General features: G+C 62.6%; 15 protein-coding genes. 6 read left to right on the top strand and 9 right to left on the bottom strand.

Going from position 1 to position 18645, the window contains the following annotated elements; all coding sequences use genetic code 11:
- The first annotated feature begins 30 nt into the window (after nt 1-30).
- Nucleotides 31-858 (top strand): alpha/beta fold hydrolase, encoded by an 828-nt coding sequence (locus tag ACFQ95_RS21825; protein ID WP_422834425.1) that lies wholly within the window; start codon nt 31-33, stop codon nt 856-858.
- A 41-nt stretch (nt 859-899) separates the two neighbouring features.
- Here ACFQ95_RS21825 and ACFQ95_RS21820 read toward each other — a convergent pair whose 3' ends face one another.
- The 6 genes from ACFQ95_RS21820 to ACFQ95_RS21795 all read right to left on the bottom strand — a co-directional run bounded on the left by ACFQ95_RS21820 (nt 900) and on the right by ACFQ95_RS21795 (nt 5875).
- Nucleotides 900-1676, bottom strand: coding sequence for an MBL fold metallo-hydrolase (locus tag ACFQ95_RS21820; RefSeq protein WP_422834423.1), 777 nt, complete (start codon nt 1674-1676; stop codon nt 900-902).
- 36 nt (nt 1677-1712) lie between these two features.
- Entirely contained in the window at nt 1713-2792 is a 1080-nt protein-coding gene (bamC, locus tag ACFQ95_RS21815) for an outer membrane protein assembly factor BamC (protein WP_422834422.1), read from the bottom strand.
- 34 nt (nt 2793-2826) lie between these two features.
- Complete coding sequence (gene dapA / locus ACFQ95_RS21810; RefSeq protein ID WP_422834420.1) at nt 2827-3723, bottom strand: 4-hydroxy-tetrahydrodipicolinate synthase; 897 nt, start codon at nt 3721-3723, stop codon at nt 2827-2829.
- Between the two features lie 105 nt (nt 3724-3828).
- Complete coding sequence (locus tag ACFQ95_RS21805) at nt 3829-4428, bottom strand: class I SAM-dependent methyltransferase (protein WP_422834418.1); 600 nt, start codon at nt 4426-4428, stop codon at nt 3829-3831.
- A gap of 66 nt (nt 4429-4494) precedes the next feature.
- Nucleotides 4495-4623: a hypothetical protein gene (locus ACFQ95_RS21800; protein WP_422834416.1), complete on the bottom strand. Its 129-nt coding sequence runs from the start codon at nt 4621-4623 to the stop codon at nt 4495-4497.
- Between the two features lie 31 nt (nt 4624-4654).
- Nucleotides 4655-5875: an MFS transporter gene (locus tag ACFQ95_RS21795; RefSeq protein ID WP_422834415.1), complete on the bottom strand. Its 1221-nt coding sequence runs from the start codon at nt 5873-5875 to the stop codon at nt 4655-4657.
- A gap of 226 nt (nt 5876-6101) precedes the next feature.
- Between ACFQ95_RS21795 and pepE the strand changes: the two genes are divergently transcribed.
- The 5 genes from pepE (at nt 6102) to ACFQ95_RS21770 (ending at nt 14093) form a co-directional block, all read left to right on the top strand.
- A complete protein-coding gene (gene pepE, locus ACFQ95_RS21790) occupies nt 6102-6809 on the top strand; it encodes a dipeptidase PepE (protein WP_422834413.1) in 708 nt (235 codons plus the stop codon).
- A 42-nt stretch (nt 6810-6851) separates the two neighbouring features.
- Nucleotides 6852-8852, top strand: coding sequence for a DNA topoisomerase IV subunit B (locus tag ACFQ95_RS21785; protein WP_422834412.1), 2001 nt, complete (start codon nt 6852-6854; stop codon nt 8850-8852).
- 26 nt (nt 8853-8878) lie between these two features.
- Nucleotides 8879-9667, top strand: coding sequence for a lytic transglycosylase domain-containing protein (locus tag ACFQ95_RS21780; protein ID WP_422834410.1), 789 nt, complete (start codon nt 8879-8881; stop codon nt 9665-9667).
- Nucleotides 9668-9841: 174 nt separating this feature from the next.
- A complete protein-coding gene (parC, locus tag ACFQ95_RS21775) occupies nt 9842-12295 on the top strand; it encodes a DNA topoisomerase IV subunit A (protein WP_422834409.1) in 2454 nt (817 codons plus the stop codon).
- Between the two features lie 157 nt (nt 12296-12452).
- Nucleotides 12453-14093: a methyl-accepting chemotaxis protein gene (locus ACFQ95_RS21770; protein WP_422834407.1), complete on the top strand. Its 1641-nt coding sequence runs from the start codon at nt 12453-12455 to the stop codon at nt 14091-14093.
- 247 nt (nt 14094-14340) lie between these two features.
- Here the strand turns inward: ACFQ95_RS21770 and ACFQ95_RS21765 are convergent, their stop codons facing one another.
- From ACFQ95_RS21765 to ACFQ95_RS21755, 3 genes are all read right to left on the bottom strand, one after another.
- The gene (locus tag ACFQ95_RS21765) at nt 14341-14802 is read right to left on the bottom strand and encodes a RidA family protein (protein ID WP_422834405.1); all 462 of its coding nucleotides are present in this window, start codon (nt 14800-14802) and stop codon (nt 14341-14343) included.
- 132 nt (nt 14803-14934) lie between these two features.
- Nucleotides 14935-15936, bottom strand: coding sequence for a transglutaminase family protein (locus tag ACFQ95_RS21760; protein ID WP_422834404.1), 1002 nt, complete (start codon nt 15934-15936; stop codon nt 14935-14937).
- A 4-nt stretch (nt 15937-15940) separates the two neighbouring features.
- Nucleotides 15941-18574 (bottom strand): circularly permuted type 2 ATP-grasp protein, encoded by a 2634-nt coding sequence (locus ACFQ95_RS21755; RefSeq protein WP_422834402.1) that lies wholly within the window; start codon nt 18572-18574, stop codon nt 15941-15943.
- Between the last annotated feature and the right edge of the window lie 71 nt (nt 18575-18645).

Below are 18645 nucleotides of genomic sequence, written 5' to 3'. Positions count from 1 at the left end.
AAGCGTCCCAACCGATCAAGGAATCACTCCATGAGCACCATCAAGACCAAAGACGGCGTTGACATTTTCTACAAGGACTGGGGCGACAAGTCGGCCCAGCCCATCGTGTTCTCGCACGGCTGGCCGCTGACCGCCGACGATTGGGACATCCAGATGCTTTATTTCCTGCAGCAAGGTTACCGCGTCATCGCCCACGACCGCCGAGGCCACGGCCGCTCCAGCCAAACCTGGGAAGGCAACGACATGGACCACTATGCCGATGACCTGGCCGCGCTCACCGAAGCGCTGGACCTGAAGAACGCCATCCACGTCGGCCATTCCACCGGCGGCGGTGAGGTGGCGCACTACATCGCGCGCCATGGCGGCAAGCGTGTGGCCAAGGCCGTGCTGATGAGCGCCGTGCCCCCCATCATGCTGAAGACCGAAGCCAACCCCGGTGGCCTGCCGATGGAGGTGTTTGATGGCATTCGTGCCGGTGTGGCCAACAACCGCCCCGACTTCTACAAAGACATCACCATGCCGTTCTACGGCTTTAACCGGCCCGGAGCCAAGGTGCTCGAAGGTGTGCGCGAGAAATGGTGGCTGCAGGGCATGCTGGGTTCGGTGAAGAGCCAATATGATTGTGTGAAAGCCTTTTCAGAAACCGACTTCACCGAAGACCTGAAGAAGATAGACGTGCCCACGCTGGTGATGCACGGCGACGACGACCAGATCGTGCCCATCGCCGATTCGGCGGAGCTGGCTGTGAAACTGTTGAAGAAGGGCACGCTGAAGGTTTACGCCGGTTACCCGCACGGCATGTTCACCACCCACCCTGAGGTGATCAACGCCGACCTCCTGGCGTTCTTCAAGTCCTGAAGAATCCAGCATAGATGACGCCGCCGCAGTGTTGTGGTCGGCTAGACGATGAACCAGTCGGAGCCGCTTTGTGGATCGGCCACCGACAACGCCAGTTGAGCGCAGCCTGGCGCTTCGGCCAGGGCTTGAAGCGCCAGATCGGGCCGGTTGTTCTGCCGGCTCAAATGGGCCGCCACAATTTGCCGGGCGCCAGCTGCTGCTGCGGCCGCTGCGATGCTGGCGGCGGCCAGATTGTCCAGGTGGCCGTAGGGCCCGCTGATACGCCGTTTCAGGAAGGCCGGGTAGCTGGAGTGGCTGAGCAGGGCCGGGTCGTGGTTGCATTCCAGCAATAACGCGTGGCAGCCCGTCAGGTGCTGCATCACGTTGAGGTCGGCGTGGCCCAGGTCGGTCAGTATGCCCAGCCGGTTGGCGCCATCGGTGCAGGTGAGTTGCAAGGGCTCGCGCGCATCGTGCGGCACGGCAAAGGGTGTGAACTGCAGCGCGCCCAGGGCCACCACGTCGTTATCGGCCACGGTGTGCAACAGGCCGTCAAAGTCGGCCTGCGCCATGCCCTGGTGGGTGCCAGCGCTCATCCACACCGGGATGCGGTGGCTGCGCGCCAGTTTTTGCACGCAACCAATGTGGTCGCTGTGTTCGTGGGTGATGAAGATGCCGTCGAGCAGCTGAGGCGCGAGCCCGGCTTGGCCCAGGCGCTGGGCGATGGTGCGAATGCCCAGGCCGCAGTCGACGAGCAGGCGGCTGGTGTGCAGGCCATCGCTGGCTTCCACCACCGTGGCGTTGCCGGTGCTCCCGCTGCCCAGGTTCTTGAACCGCAGCACAGCGGGAATCCTCTTGAAAACGAACCGCTTGTTAACTTACTTCAGATCGTCGGCAATGACTTGCACGATGCGGCGTGCGTTGTCCGACGAATCGGCAGCGCCTTCGGCGTTGAGCACCGACACCATGGTTGCCGTGCCTTGGCTGCGCACCGCGATACGGTACTTCTGCGGCGGCACGGCCTTGCTGGAGCTGAACAGGTTGGCAAAGAAGCCGGGCTCTTTTTTGTCCGACGGCGACACGTAGCGCACGAAGTACAGGCCTTGGGTGCGGTCGCGGTCTTCCACGGTGAAGCCGGTACGGTCCAGTGTCAGGCCGACACGGCGCCAGGCGCGGTCGAAGTTGTCGTCGAGTTGCACCACGGGCTGGTTGCCCACGGTGCTGACACGCGCAGTCGCTTGGGTCTGGGGCAGGCCGGCCACGGCGGCACTGGCTTGGGCTGGTGTGCTGCCCAGGCGCACCATCAGGCGACGCAGGAACTCGGCTTCGAGTTCGGGGTCGGCCGGGCGCGGTTGCCAAACGGTCTGGTCTTTCTGCGCGCTGTTGTACACCTCTATCATGCCGCGGTGGCTGACGTAGATCTCGGTGCCGCCATTCGCGCGCCGCTCAAGGCGGGTGCGGAAGCGGTCACGTTCACCCGTGGAGTACAGCGAGTCAAATACCTTGCCGATGGAGTTGCGGATGAAGTCCTGCGGCAACTTGGCACGGTTTTCCGCCCAATCGGTTTCCATGATGCCCAGCGTTTCGCTGTCTTGCGTCAATTGGAAACCGCTTTCTTGCCAGAAGTCGCGTACCGGGCCCCAGAGTTGATCGGCGGGGCGGTCTATCACCAGCCAGCGCTGCGTGCCTTCACGCTCGATGCGCACGTCGCCAATGGCGGTGGCAGCCGTGGGCGACTTGGGCGCAGCCTGGCCGATGCGGTAGTTGCTGGCGGTGATGGGGCTGCCAGGCACCACGTAGCGGGTGTCGCGGGTGAGTTGAGACAGATCTGGAGGGATATCCAGCGTGGGGCCCTTGGCCGCACTCTTGTAGTCGATCTTTTCGCCTTCGAGCACCGAACATGCGGTGAGGGCCAAAGCGGCCAAGCCAACCAAACCGAGTCTTGCAAATTGCTTCACGTAATCGTCCTAAGGGGTTCTGATGAGGCGCTGTTTAAATCAGGCCGGCGCTGCGTAGGGCGCTTTCCACAACCGCCTCGTTGGCGGTGCTGAGTGGAGTCATGGGCAAGCGCATGGTTCCGCCGCAACGCTGCATACGCTGCATGGCCCACTTCACGGGAATGGGGTTGGCTTCAACGAACAAGTTCTTGTGCACCGGCATCAGCTTGCGCTGGATTTCCATGGCACGGCGTGCATCGCCAGCGATGGCGGCTACACACAGTTCGTGCATCAGGCGCGGCGCGACGTTGGCGGTGACGCTGACGTTGCCCTGACCACCGCAAAGCATCAGCGCGACGGCGGTAGGATCATCACCCGAATAGACGGCGAAACCCTTGGGCACGTCGCGGATCAGCCACTGCGCGCGTTCGATGTTGCCGGTGGCTTCCTTGATGCCAACGATGCCGGGCACCTGCGCCAGGCGCAACACGGTGTCGTGCGCCATATCGGCCACCGTGCGGCCGGGCACGTTGTACAGAATGACAGGCAGGTCACCCACGGCTTCGGCGATGGCTTTGAAGTGCAGGTACTGGCCTTCTTGCGTCGGCTTGTTGTAGTAGGGCACAACTTGCAATTGGCAGTCGGCGCCGACCTTTTTGGCGAACTTGGCCAGTTCTATGGCTTCCGCCGTCGAGTTGGCACCACAGCCGGCCATGATGGGCACGTGGCGCGCCGTGTGTTTTTTGGCTTGTTCAACCGACACGCGAATGATTTCGCAGTGTTCGTCCACATTGACGGTAGGGGATTCGCCGGTCGTGCCGACCACGCCAATGCAGTCGGTACCCTCGGTGATGTGCCAGTCGATCAAGCTGCGCAGGGTGGGGTAGTCCACGCTGCCGTCTTCGTGCATCGGGGTGACGAGCGCCACGATGCTGCCAGTAATGGGTGTCATGTCCGTAGTCTCAAGCGAGAGAAAGGCGCATTCTACCCAGAGCGGCAAGTGCTCTAGAGTCGCCTGCGGCAATTCGACTCAGGGTTTGCCTGCTTCGCCAAAGCTTTACCTGCGCAGGTGATGGCGTGCTGGTCCGTCTGCAGCGTCCACAGCCGCTGCGATGGCGGCGATGCGCTGCACAAAACGCGCGGGCTCGGCTTCAAAGCCGTCTTCAAAGGCGACCACCCTCAGCGCGGCGCAGACCCGCAGCAGTTCGCCGGTTTGCAGCAGGAAGTCCGGGCGCGAGGGTTTGCCTATGGTTTCGTTGCCGCTGGCAAAAGTCTCGTAGATCAAGACGCCGCCCGGCGCCAGGCTGGCCAGGAGTTGTGGCAGCAGCGGGCGCCAAAGGTAGTTGGTGACCACCACGGCGGCAAATTGCTGGCCGGCGAACGGCCAGGGGCCGTTTTCTATGTCCGCTTGAAGCGTGCGAACGGAATCCACGCTGGCACTGGTTTGAGCGGCGGTCGCTTGGGCTTGTGCGCTGGCCAAGGCCTCGGCGGATTGATCCACACCCGTGACCGCATAACCTTGGCTGGCCAGCCAAACCATGTGCCGGCCTGGGCCGCAGGCGACGTCGAGCACCTGGCTGGCGGTGGGGATCAGGTGGGTCCAGCGTTGCACCCAGGCGGAAGGGGGATGCAGGGTATCGAAAGGATTGCTATGCAAAACGTAGCTGCTCGCGCTGATGCCAAATACCTGAAGTGGCGATTCGGCTTGAAAACAAGAGGTGGGCTAGAAGCAGGCCCAAAGCTGGTCGGCCAAGGACACCAGAAACTCTGGACGCTCGTAAAGCGTGAACACCGCCGCCAGCACAGCCAGTGCGGCGGCGTAGGCGAGGGTGGTGGCTAGGCGAAGCTTCATGTGATCACTTTAATGCGGGCGGCGGCGCTGTTCAACCTGCCATGGCTGGGCGGCGTGTGATGGCGCCTTCTTTGACCGGCAAATTCACAAGACCGGCAAACACGCCCAGCGCGATGGCGATCAGCCATACCACGTCATAGCTGCCGGTGCGGTCGTAGAGGAAACCGCCCAGCCACACACCCATGAACGAGCCGATCTGGTGGCTGAAGAACACAAAGCCGCTGAGCATGGACAAATGCTGCACGCCAAAAATCTGCGCCACCACGGCATTCGTGGGCGGCACGGTGGACAGCCACAGCAGGCCCATCAACGAGGCGAAGATGTAGACGCTCATGGGCGACAGCGGCGCCCACAGGAACACACTGATGACCACGGCCCGCGCAAAGTAGATGAAGGCCAGGATGCGTGTCTTGGCCATGCGTTGGCCCAGGGTGCCGGCGATGTAGGTGCCAAACACGTTGCACAGGCCGATCAACGCCAGCGCGTAGCTGGCGACTTCGGGCGACAAACCTTTGTCCTTTAAATAGCTGGGCATGTGTACGCCTATGAACACCACCTGGAAGCCGCAGACAAAGTAGCCCGCCATCAGCAACTGAAAGCTCGGGTATTTGAGCGCTTCGCGCAGCGCCTGCATCACCGTTTGCTCGCGCCGTACCGGTGTGGCACCGTTGAAGCTGGGCTCACGCAGGCCCCAGCCCATGGGAATGATGAACAAGGCGGCAAAGCCCAGCAGCACCAAGGCTTGCTGCCAGCCGAAGTGGCTGATCAGGAAACCTTCGGTAGGCACCATCAAAAATTGGCCAAACGAACCTGCCGCAGCGGCAATGCCCATGGCCCACGAGCGCTTTTCGGCCGGGATGTTGCGCCCTATGACGCCGTAGACCACCGAATACGTGGTGCCGGCCTGCGCGATGCCGATCAACAGCCCGGCGGAGATGGTGAACAGCAGCGGGGTAGGTGCATGCGCCATGCCAAACAGGCCGAGCGCATAACAAACCGTGCCGATCAGTATGACCTTGAAGGCGCCGACTTTGTCGGCCAGCATGCCCGCAAAAATGCCGGCCACACCCCAGGCCAGGTTTTGGATGGCAATGGCAAAGGCAAAGGTTTCACGCGTCCAGCCGCGCTCTTGCGTGATGGGCTGCAGCCACAGGCCAAAGCCGTGGCGAATGCCCATGGAAAGGGTGACGATGAAGGCGCCGCAGATCAGAACCTGCTGCATGGAAAGGCGTTGGGGGGTGGCGGTGGACATGGTTGTTGTGGTCTTGGGTTTTGTCTCGGGGCGCGGCGCATGCGGATGGGGGCCGGCATGCGGCGGTGGGCTGGGGTGTGGCCTCTGTTGTTTCGCTTGGCACCCTCTTGGCGGCAGGTGGGCAGTGTACGTAAAGCTGCCGGTTTTTGCTGGCTGGGGCATTCACAATCGCAGCTTGGCTTCCGGCCACAATTGATCTTCATCTTTGAAACCTCGGAACACCCTGATGCGCCTGTTGTTATTGAGTAATTCCCGTACGCCCAATGGCGAGTATTTGCCCCAGGCCATTGCGCCGGCGCGCGCCATGTTTGCAGGGCGCCGCCGCGCGGTCTTTGTGCCCTATGCCGGTGTGACCATAGACTGGGACACTTACACCCAAACCGTGGCCGATGCGCTGGCACCGCTGGCTTGGGACCTGGTGGGCCTGCACACCCAGCACGATCCGGTGGCTGCTGTAGCCCAGGCCGAAATCATTGTGGTGGGCGGTGGCAACACTTTTCAGTTGCTGAAGAACTGCCGCGCGCAAGGTTTGCTGGGCCCCATCGCCGAGCGGGTGCGCAGCGGCGCGGCGGGCTATATGGGCTGGAGTGCGGGTGCCAACCTGGCTTGCCCCACCATTTGCAGCACCAACGACATGCCCATCGTCGACCCCGGCGGCTTCGATGCGCTGGGCTTGCTGCCGTTTCAGATCAACCCGCACTACAACAATGCCTTGCCCGCAGGCCACCAGGGTGAAACACGCAACCAGCGCCTGGCCGAATTGCTGCGCGCCAGGCCCGACATGCGTGTGATCGGCCTGCCCGAGGGGGATTGGCTGGAGGTGGATACTACAGGCCAGATCCGCTTGGCCGGGGCATTTGCTGCACCCTGGTTTACAGCCGGGCAACAGCCCTTGGACTGTTTGCCCGGGCAGAGCTTGCCGCCGAGCGTGTGACCGAAACTGTTTTTACATACAGTTGTGATTAGAATGCCTCGCATGGCAACCACCACCCCTCCCAACGCTACCCCGGCCAACCCGGCTTATTCCGAAGGTTCTATCCGTGTGCTCAAGGGCCTGGAGCCCGTCAAGCAGCGCCCGGGCATGTACACCCGCACCGACAACCCGCTGCACGTCATCCAGGAAGTGCTAGACAACTCGGCCGACGAGGCACTGGCCGGCCACGGTAAAAAAATCAAGGTCACGTTGCACACCGATGGTTCGGTGAGCATAGAAGACGATGGCCGGGGCATTCCCTTCGGCATGCACCCCGAAGAAAAAGCGCCCGTGATCGAGCTGGTGTTCACGCGCCTGCACGCGGGCGGCAAGTTCGACAAGGGCAAGGGTGGCGCCTACAGCTTCTCGGGCGGTCTGCACGGTGTGGGCGTGAGTGTCACCAACGCGCTGTCCAAGCGCTTGGAGGTCACGTCTTACCGCGAAGGTTCTGTTGCCCGCCTGGTGTTTGCCGATGGCGATGTGATCGAGCCGCTGGTGGTGCGCCCGAACAATGGCAGCGGCGAAGGCGACCGTAAAAACGGCACCACCGTGCGCGCCTGGCCGGATGGCAAGTATTTCGAATCTTCCAGCTACCCCATGGCCGAGCTGATGCACCTGCTGCGTAGCAAGGCCGTGCTGATGCCCGGCGTCACGGTCACGCTGAAGGTCGAAAAAACCAACGACGTGCAGACCTGGCTCTACAAAGGCGGCCTGCGCGACTACCTGGGCCAGACGCTTAATGGCGACCCGGTGATCCCGCTGTTTGAAGGTGAAGGTTTTGCCGACAATAGCCATGAGAGTTTTGCCGAAGGTGAAGGCGCCGCCTGGTGTGTGGCCTTCACGGAAGACGGCCAGCCGGTGCGCGAAAGCTATGTCAACCTGATTCCCACCAGCGCTGGCGGCACCCACGACAGCGGCCTGCGCGACGGTTTGTTCAATGCGGTCAAAAGCTTCATCGAGCTGCATTCCTTGCTGCCCAAAGGTGTGAAGCTGCTGCCCGAAGACGTTTTTGCGCGCGCCAGTTATGTGTTGTCGGCCAAGGTGCTGGACCCGCAATTCCAGGGCCAGATCAAGGAACGGCTGAATTCACGCGATGCCGTGCGCCTGGTGTCCAGCTACGTACGCCCGGCGCTGGAGCTGTGGCTGAACCAGCACGTCGAATACGGCAAGAAACTTGCCGAACTGGCCATCAAGGCCGCGCAAACCCGCCAGAAGGCCGGGCAAAAGGTGGAGAAGCGCAAGGGCTCGGGCGTGGCCGTGTTGCCCGGCAAACTCACCGATTGCGAAAGCCGCGATCTGGCGCACAACGAAGTGTTTCTGGTCGAGGGCGACTCGGCCGGCGGCAGTGCCAAAATGGGCCGCGACAAGGAATGCCAGGCGATTCTGCCGCTGCGTGGCAAGGTGCTCAACACCTGGGAGGTGGAGCGTGACCGGCTGTTCGCCAACACCGAAATCCACGACATCTCGGTGGCCATAGGGGTTGATCCGCATGGCCCCAACGACAGCCCCGACCTGAGCGGCCTGCGCTACGGCAAGGTCTGCATCCTGAGCGATGCCGACGTGGACGGCTCACACATCCAGGTGCTGCTGCTGACGCTGTTCTTCCGCCATTTCCCCAAGTTGATCGAGGCCGGTCATGTGTTTGTGGCCCGCCCGCCGCTGTTCCGTGTCGACGCTCCGGCGCGCGGCAAAAAGCCCGCTTCCAAGGCTTATGCCTTGGACGAAGGCGAATTAACCGCTATTCTCGACAAGCTGCGCAAAGAAGGTGTCCGCGAAGGCGCCTGGAGCATCAGCCGATTCAAAGGTTTGGGTGAAATGAACGCCGAGCAGTTGTGGGACACCACCCTCAACCCGGACACCCGCCGCCTGATGCCGGTGCAGCTAGGCCGGGTGGACTTTGGGCAAACCGAGCGCTTGATCACCAAACTGATGGGCAAGGGCGAGGCGGCTTCCCGGCGCGAGTTGATGGAACTGCATGGTGATGCAGTCGAAATCGACATTTGATCCGCTGATACGCAGGAGTCGATGAAATGAGCACTTTACGCAACTGGGCAATGTCGGGGCTGCTATTGATTTCGCAGCACTCAGCCTGGGCGGACGTATGGGGCTACATCGACCCGCAAGGTGTTGTGCGTTTTGCCAGCGAGCAGGTCGACAGCCGTTACGAGCTTTATTACAAGGGCGACGACAGCTTTGACACCGCGCTGGACACCCCGCGCCCGGTCACCGTGCCCACGGTGCCGGCCAAGTTGCTGGCGTTTTTTGACATTTCGCCCAGCTACAAGCTGGTGAAGCACCACCTGCGTGAAGCCGCCAGCCTGAACCGCATCGACTATGCGCTGCTGCAGGCCTTGATCGTGGCCGAATCGGGGTTCAACAGCAGCGCCGTGTCGCCCAAGGGCGCTGTGGGGTTGATGCAGATCATGCCGGCCACGGCCGAGCGTTATGGCCTGGTCGGTGATGCCAATGCCACCATAGAACAAAAGCTCACCGACCCGAAAACCAATATCCGCATCGGCGCACGTTATCTGCGCGACCTGATTGCCATGTTCCCGGGCCAGTTGCCGCTGGCCGTGGCCTCCTACAACGCGGGTGAGGGGGCGGTACAGCGGGCCGGCAACCAGATTCCCAATTACAAGGAAACCCAGGCTTACGTGAAAACCGTGTTGTCACTCTACGGTGGCCTGCGCCCACCGGAAGCCATGGTGGAGCAGCGTCGCCGCGCGCCGCAAGCACGTTTGACCGGCGGCACTGCCGTGCTGGGTGGCGCCGTGGGGCGTGGCAACATGCCTGCGGGCACCCTGGTCGCCAACGAGTGAGGCGTCAAATTCTTTCGAGTCCATTGGCGTTCACCAGCACTTCTTGCTTCATTTTTGCCCCTCCATAGCCCTTGGTTTGGGGCCACCCGATCGCACATGACGTGCGCTTTGTCTTCTGGTCAAGGTGCACGCGCATTTTTTGAATCTCTCTTTTGTTGAAATTTCTTTCCCACCATGAGTGAGCAATCCACACTGGGTTTTCCCCCGGAACCGCCTGATGACCTTTCCGATGGCGCCGCACCTCCCTTGCCGCCGCAAGACCTGGACGACGACGGTCAGGACGATGACGGCAACCTGAGCCTGGCGCAATACGCGCAGAACGCCTACCTCGAATACGCGCTGAGTGTGGTCAAGGGCCGTGCGTTGCCGGACGTGACCGATGGTCAAAAGCCGGTGCAGCGGCGCATCCTGTATTCGATGTCGCGCATGGGCCTAGGCTTTGGCGGCGCGAATGGCGCCACCGGCGCCAAGCCGGTGAAAAGCGCACGTGTGGTGGGTGACGTGTTGGGCCGTTTCCACCCGCACGGCGACCAGGCGGCCTACGACGCGCTGGTGCGCATGGCGCAGGACTTCAGCCAGCGTTACCCGCTGATCGACGGCCAGGGCAACTTTGGCAGCCGTGATGGTGATGGCGCCGCCGCCATGCGTTACACCGAAGCCCGTTTGTCGCGCATCACCAATCTGCTGCTCGACGAAATCGACGAAGGCACGGTCGACTACGTGCCCAACTACGACGGCTCTACGCAGGAGCCGCGCCAGTTGCCCGCGCGCCTGCCGTTTAATTTGCTCAACGGCGCCAGCGGCATTGCCGTGGGTTTGGCCACCGAAATCCCTAGCCACAACCTGCGCGAAATCGCCGATGCGTGTATTGCGCTGATCAAAACACCCAAGCTCAGTGACGAAGATTTGTTCGCTCTGGTGCCCGGCCCGGACTACCCCGGCGGCGGCCAGATCATCAGCAGCGCCAGCGATATTGCCGACGCCTACCGCACCGGGCGTGGCTCGCTCAAGGTGCGCGCGCGCTGGAAGATCGAGGAACTGGCGCGCGGCCAGTGGCAGATGGTGGTCTACGAACTGCCGCCCAACGTCAGTTCGCAGCGTGTCCTGGAAGAAATCGAAGAGCTCACCAATCCTAAGATCAAGGCTGGCAAAAAGGCCTTGAGCCAGGAACAGACACAACTCAAGGCGAGTGTCTTGGCGGTACTCGATGTGGTGCGCGACGAGTCGAACAAAGACGCCGCCGTGCGCCTGGTGTTCGAGCCCAAGACCAGCCGCACCCAGCAGTCGGAACTGATCAATGCGCTGCTGGCCCACACCAGCCTGGAGACCTCGGCGCCGGTCAACATGACCATGATTGGCCTGGATGGCCGCCCGACGCAGAAGTCGCTGCGGCAGATGCTGGACGAGTGGATCGCCTTCCGCCAGACCACGCTGCAACGCCGCTCGCAGCACCGTCTGGACAAGGTGCTGGACCGCATCCATATCCTCGAGGGGCGGCAGATCGTGCTGCTCAACATCGACGAGGTGATTGCCATCATCCGCCAGTCCGATGAGCCCAAGGCCGCGCTGATCGCGCGCTTCAATCTCAGCGACCGGCAGGCCGAAGACATTCTCGAAATCCGCTTGCGCCAGTTGGCGCGGCTCGAAGCCATCAAGATCGAGCAGGAGCTCAAGGCCCTGCGCGAAGAGCAAACCAAGCTTGAAGACATTCTGGCCAACCCCGCGAGCCTGCGCCGCTTGATGGTCAAGGAGATAGAAGCCGACGCCAAGACCTTTGCCGATGCGCGCCGCACGCTGATCCAGGCCGAAAAACGCGCCGTGGTTGAAGTCAAGGTGCTGGACGAGCCGGTGACGGTAGTGGTGTCGCAAAAAGGCTGGGTGCGTGCACAGAAGGGCTGGGCCAAAGACCGCGCAGCCGGGGCTGCCGGGGCATCCGAGTACAGCTTCAAGTCGGGTGATGCACTCTACGGCGCGTTTGAGTGCCGCACGGTGGATACGCTGTTGGTGTTTGGCACGGCCAAGGACAAGACCGGCCGCGTGTACTCCATTCCCGTGGCCTCGCTGCCCGGTGCGCGCGGCGATGGGCAACCCGTCACCACCATGATCGACCTGGAAGCCGGCACGCAGCTCGCGCATTATTTTGCCGGCCCGGCCACGGCCACGCTGCTGTTGAGCAGTTCGGGTGGTTACGGCTTCCTGGCGAACGTGGAAAACATGCTGGGCCGCAACAAGGGTGGCAAGGCATTCATCACCCTGGGTGAAGGTGAGTCCGTGTGTGTGCCGTCACACGTCAGCGGCTCCAGTGGTGGTGTGCCGCTGGTGCCGGCCACACATGTGGCCTGTGCGTCGGCAGGCGGGCGCATCCTGACGTTCGAGATCAGCGAGCTGAAGACCATGGCCAACGGCGGGCGCGGCCTGCTGTTGTTGGACCTGGACGACAAAGACACGCTGGCCGGAGCCGCCGCCTACAGCCGCAGTGTGCGGATTGCAGGTGTTGGCCGAGGTGGCAAAGCGCGTGAGGAAACGCTGGAAATCCGCTCGCTGAACAATGCGCGTGCGGCCCGTGGGCGCAAGGGCAAGGCCGCGGACCTGGGCTTTAAACCGTCGAGCATCACACGCGTGGAATAAGCCATCCGGCCTGCGGCACCTACACAGCCGCAGGGGCTGAGCATACAAATGGCGGACATTGATCCGCCATTTGTTTTTTTAGTGGGTAAATACAGCGATTGATTGGTGCTGGCAGCGGTGCTATACAGTTCGTACTACAACCAACGGGAGACACTTCATGAATTTGAGCAATGTGCGCATCGCCGCCAAACTTTGGGGTGCCGTGGTGGTGATCATTGCCGCGTTGCTGGCTTTGATCGTGGTGGCGGGTGAACGTTCGGCCCGTTTGCAGGATGAGAACGCCACGGTGCAGCAAGAGATGACCAAGCGTGTGCAGGCGGCCACCCAATGGGCCGGGCTGACCACCGCCAACGCCGCGCGTACCCAGGCGCTGATCCTGAGCAGTGAAGCCGTCATCGAAAACGAATTCAAGGACGTGATCGCCGCCACCAGCGCGCAGATCTCCACGGTGCAAAAAGGCATAGAGGCCATGAATCTGCGCCAGGTCGACAAGGACCAGATGGCGAAGATCTCGGAAAGCCGTCAGAGCATGGTGGGCTTGCGCGGCGACGCCGTCAAACTCAAGGCCGCCGGCAAGGCCGAAGAAGCCGCAGCGCTGGTCAGCAGCCGTTACAACGCCTCGGTGAAGAAGTATCTGGGTGACCTGGCCGACTTCGTGAAAATGCAGGAAGAAGCATCGGCCGTCGCACAAGAGGAAGCCAAGTCCGCGCGCACCGTGACCATGCAACTGACCTTCGTGGCCTTGCTGGTGATTGTGGTGGCTTTGCTGGCCGGAGCCTATTGGCTGATCCGCAGCATCCAGCAGCCGCTGGTGCAGGCCAACGACCTGGCCGCGCGTATTGCCGAAGGCGACTTGACCACGCGCCTGGAGTCGTCACGCAAAGATGAGTTTGGTGAATTGCTGCGCTCACTCATGACCATGAACAACTCGCTCAGCGAAATGGTCAGCCAGGTGCGCCGCAGCACCGACAGCATTGCGATTGCCAGCGCGGAAATCGCCACCGGCAACAACGATCTCTCCACCCGCACCGAACAAACCGCCAGCGACCTGCAGCAGACCGCCGCGTCGATGGAGCAACTGACCGGCACGGTCAGCCAGAGTGCCGACAGCGCCCGTGCAGCCAGTACCCTGGCGGCCACGGCCTCGTCTGTGGCCGAGAAAGGCGGCTCGGTGGTGAAGGACGTGGTGGTGACGATGGAAGACATCAACCACAGCAGCAAGAAGATTGCCGACATCATCGGGGTGATCGACGGTATCGCTTTCCAAACCAATATCCTGGCGCTGAACGCGGCCGTGGAAGCCGCACGTGCGGGCGAACAGGGACGCGGTTTTGCGGTGGTCGCTAGCGAAGTGCGTAGCCTGGCACAACGCAGCGCCGAAGCGGCGAAAGAGATCAAGGGCTTGATCAACAGCTCGGTTGAAAAGGTGGAGTCCGGTGCGCGCCTGGTGGACCAGGCGGGCGCAACCATGGGTGACATCGTGCAGTCGGTGAAACGTGTGACCGACATCATTGGCGACATCTCCGCGGCGGCCAACGAGCAGAGCGCGGGTATAGGCGGCATCAACCAGTCGGTCGGCAACCTGGACCAGATGACGCAGCAGAACTCGGCCCTGGTGGAAGAAAGCGCTGCGGCTGCGCAAAGCCTGCGTGAGCAAGCCGAGCAGTTGGCCCGCACGGTGGCGTTTTTCCGCCTGAGCACCACCGAGCCAGCCAACAGTCCTGTGCTGGGATCCGCACAGCCCAAGGGCCAAGCCGCGGTCGGCAACACCCATGTGCCACGGCTGCGGGCCTCTTGATAGGCTTTTTAACGCGGCCCCTTGCAGGGCCGCTGAATGGCTTCTTGGTGGGTGGACCGGAAGGCCCGTCCCGACTTGCTTAAGGCAACGCTGAACAAGTCCCTCTCAGCGCCCGCATCCCTGACATGGGCAGCCTGCGGCGTTGCAAATCCTCGCCATAGCACGGGCTATGGCTGTGGTTTGCGTCTAGCAGTCCCTCCCATGTCAGGGCGCGGCCATCCGAGGGGACTTGGTCAGCGTCGCCTTCTTAAACCGCGATCTCGGCCACCAGGTCAATTTCGACACAGGTGCCCATGGGATTCTGCGCCGTACCAAAAGCGCTGCGTGCGTGTGCGCCCTTGGCTGCGCCGAATACGGCTGCAAACAATTCGCTGGCGCCGTTGGTCACCAGGTGCTGCTCGGTGAAGCTTGGGGCCGAGTTGACCAGCGACATCAGTTTGACGATGCGGGTGATCTTGTTGAGGTCACCGACGGCGGCATGCAGCGTGCCCAGCAGGTCGATGGCGACGGCGCGGGCTGCGGCCTGGCCTTGGGCGGTGTCCATGTCCGTGCCGAGTTGACCCACCCATACCTTGCCGTCTTTCTTGGCGATGTGGCCGGACAAAAAGACCAGCGAACCAGTCTGCACAAACGGCACATAGGCGGCCGCGGGAACGGCGACGGGTGGCAGCGAAATGCCGAGTTCTTGCAGTTTGTCGTACACGCTCATATTGGGCTCCGATTGAAATGGAAAAAGTGCCGCTCGGGCAATCTGGACGAGCGTAGCGTGCTTCTGAATCAGTAGCGCTGCAGCCCGTGCCCAGACATTCTAGGGGCAGGGCCTGCGGGTGTATTCAGCGGCTTACTGAAACTGCTGTTGCGACTGCTGGGGTTGCGGCGGGAACTGCTCTTGCGACTGTTGCTGAAAGGGCTGCTGCGACTGTTGCTGCTGCTGAGATGGGCCCGAGCGTGCAGCCGGCGTTTCTTCCACCGGCATCACGGTCACGGCCACGTTCAGCGAGTGGCTGGCGCCGCCGTGGATCACGCCGCGCATGGGCGAGATGTCGGAGAAGTCGCGGCCCGTGGCCAGGGTCACGTAGTCTTCGCCGGGCTGGCGGTTGTTGGTCGGGTCGAAGTCGCACCAGTTCAGGCCTTCGGGCGCATCGGGCACGTAGACCGAGGCCCAGGCGTGCGAGGCGTCGCTGCCAATCAGCCGCGGCTGGCCGGGCGGCGGTTGCGTGAGCATGTAGCCGCTGACGTAACGCGCCGGCAAACCCAACATGCGCAGGCAGGCCACCATGATGTGGGCGAAGTCCTGGCACACGCCCTTGCGCAGCGCCAGGGCTTCCACCGCCGGGGTGTTGACTTCGGTGCTGTTCGACTCGTAGGTGAAGTCGGTGTAGATACGCTCCATCAAGTCATGTGTGGCTTCCAGCAGCGGTCGGCCCGGCGCAAAGCTGGGGCGTGCGTAGGCGGTGAAGTCGGCGTGCCTGGGGACGTAGGGCGAGGCAAAGGCGAACTCGGCTGCGGGGTTGTACTCGGCGCCTGCACGGTAGCGAAAACGCTCACGCACATCCTCCCAGGACATATCGCTTTTGACCGCGCTGGGCGCGCGTGTCAAAACCTTGCTTTGCGCCACCACGGTCAGGCTTTCATGCGGCGACTGCAGTGAGATGAACGCACGTTCGTTGCCAAATACATCCAGCGAATGGTGGATTTGCGCCGGCAGGGGCAGCACCTTCAGCGTGTGGCTGACCAACTGCTGGTGATGGTTGCTCAGCGGGCGCAGGTGCACCATGTGCTCGGCCGTGTCCACCATGGGTGAGTAGTCGTAATGGGTTTCGTGGGTGATGTCCAGTTCCACGGCTTCAGGCCCCCAGGCTTTGTTTGGCGTCGCGCGAATGCAAAAAGTAGGTGTAGCTGATTTCGTCAGACACATCGTAGGCGCACTGCGTGGTCTTGGCGAGGTGCTGTTCGAGCGTGCGGTAGCGGCCTTGGTCATCGGCCTGGCTGAGTTCGCTGAGCGACCAGTGTGCCGGCACGGGCACTTTTTGCGCCAGCGGGCTGGCCTCCTGCGGCCCCTGGCCATCGCCGTTGAGCTTGGCCAGGCGGCCACGCAGGGTTTTGGCAACCCAGGCCAGGGCGCGCGGATTGTCCAGATCGAGCACCAGCAGGTCGAGCAGGGCGGCGATATCGCGGCTTTGCTGAAACTGCCCGTGGAAGGTGATGGTGCTGTCAAACAGCGCCACCATGGCCTCGAACCCATTGTTCGAATGCATGCAGCCGGTGACGCTGCCGTTGAGCAATGCCGACGAATAAAACCCCAGCCGCTCGATGTGGCGGCCTATGCTCAGCAGGCGCCAGCCATCGTCGCGCGTCATGTGGTCGGTCTGCGCGCCGGTCATAGTGGTCATGTGGGTGCGTGTGGCCTCGAGCAAGCGCAGGGCTTCCATGGGCGAGAAGTCGCCGCTGCGGGCATTCTCCTGGCAGCGTGTGAAGAACGAGGTTTCGGCCTCGGTGATCACGTTCCATTGCGCCGGCGCCAGGCGCTCGCGCAATACCGAGGCTGCACCGCGGATGGCGCGCAGGTTGTAGCCCACGCTGGCCTGCTCGGTGGTATTCGACAAACCGGCGATCAGCGAGCGTTCAAACACGCGCCGTGCCTGCACGGGCGAGGGCACGGCGGGCAGCACCAGGCCGTGATCCACGGCCATCTCATGCATCCAGTTCAGAAAGCCGGTGTCGGTTTGGTCGGTTTCGCCGAGTCGCTCCAGAATCACATGCGCCAGGCGCAAGGTGTTTTCGGCGCGCTCGGTATAGCGGCCCAGCCAATAGAGGTTTTCGGCCGCGCGGCTGGTCACCACGCGTTGGCGATGGGTGATCACCTCGGGCGCCACGTGGGTCTGCAGCAGCGAGGTCTGGTCGACTTCGCCGCTGGTCATCACCCACACGTCGGCGCTGCTGCCGCCGCGCTGCATGGAGGCGATGTCGTCGCCACGCGCACTGCCCATGCGCGCCAGGCCGCCTGGCAGCACGCGCCAGGAATTCGGGCCATCGGAAACCGCCAACACCCGCAACATCACCGAACGCGGCGAGATGCGCGGCGCGTGGTTTTGATGCGCTGACCAGGTGGGCATCTGCGACAGCGGCAAATAGGCCTGCACCGTGTGTTCGTCGCCCTGGCGCAAGATGCGGCCAGCCCATTCGTCGAGTTCGCGGCGCGATTGGTGGCGGCCCAGCACGGCTTCAAACGCCTGGTGGCCGCTGCCCCCACGGTAGGTTGGTTTGACCACGCTGTTGATCAACTCGGGCAGGGCGGATTCCATGGCCGCACGTTCGCCGCACCACCAGGTGGGCAGGGCGGGCAATTGCAGTTCTTCGCCAAAAAGCTTTTGCGACAGTGCCGGCAAAAAGCCCAGCAGCGCGGGTGACTCGAGAAACGCCGAGCCCGGCGCATTGGCCACCAGCACGTTGCCCGCACGAATGGCTTGCAGCAAACCGGGCACGCCCAGGCGTGAGTCGGGGCGCAGCTCCAGCGGGTCGAGGAACTGGTCGTCCAGCCGCTTCAACAGGCCGTGCACCGGCTCCAGCCCCTTCAGCGTTTTGAGGTACAGGCGCTGGTCGCGCACCAGCAGGTCGCTGCCTTCGACCAAGGTCAGGCCAAGATAACGCGCCAGGTAGGCGTGTTCAAAATAGGTTTCGTTGTAGGGGCCGGGGGTCAGCAGCGCAATGTGCGCGTCCTTGCCCTGCGGGCACATTTTTTTCAGCCCGTCGATTAAGCCCCGGTAGGTGGCGGCCAGGCGCTGCACCTTCATGTCGTGGAAGGCTTCGGGGAACAGGCGCGAAATGCTCAGACGGTTTTCCAGCAGGTAACCCAGGCCGGACGGCGCCTGGGTGCGCTGCGACACCACCCACCATTTGCCATCCGGGCCACGGGCCAGGTCAAAGGCTGCAATGTGCAGGCGTGTGCCGCCCAGCGGCTCGACGCCGTGCATGGCGCGCAGGTAGCCGGGGTGGCCCTGCACCAACGCCATGGGCAACAAGCCTTCTTTGAGCAATTGCTGCGGACCATAAACATCGGCCAGCACACGGTCGAGCAGGCGCACGCGTTGCAGCACGCCGGCTTCGATCTGCGTCCAGCTCTCGGCCGAGACGATCAGCGGGAACAAATCCAGTGCCCAGGGGCGTTGCGGATTTTCCGGGTCGGCGTAGAGGTTGTAGGTCACGCCGTTGTCGCGCAACTGGCGCTGCAGTTGCGCGGTGCGCCGGTTCAGGTCGGCAAATCCGTCATGGCCCAGATGTTCGAAAAAAGTCGTCCACTCGGGGTTGAGCGGGGCCTGGCTTTCATGCTGGGCAGCCGCTGCGGGCGCAGCGGAGGGGCTGACCGTGCCACGCAATTCGTCGTAGTGGCCCGGCATGACGGGGCGTGCCAGCAGCGAGGCGAGGCCAGGGGCACTTTCGTTGCCCTGGTTGTCAAAGAGAGAAATATTCTGGGTATCCACAGTGCATGGGATTGTCACATCGGTGTCAGAAATAAGCGTCGCAAAATTTCCAAAAAAGCGTGACAGAAGAG

It is taken from the genome of Variovorax sp. HJSM1_2, from assembly GCF_049316285.1.
Lineage (GTDB): Bacteria > Pseudomonadota > Gammaproteobacteria > Burkholderiales > Burkholderiaceae_C > Rhodoferax_B.
Note: the sequence above shows the minus strand (reverse complement) of the source record. Positions and strands in the feature narration are given on the sequence as shown.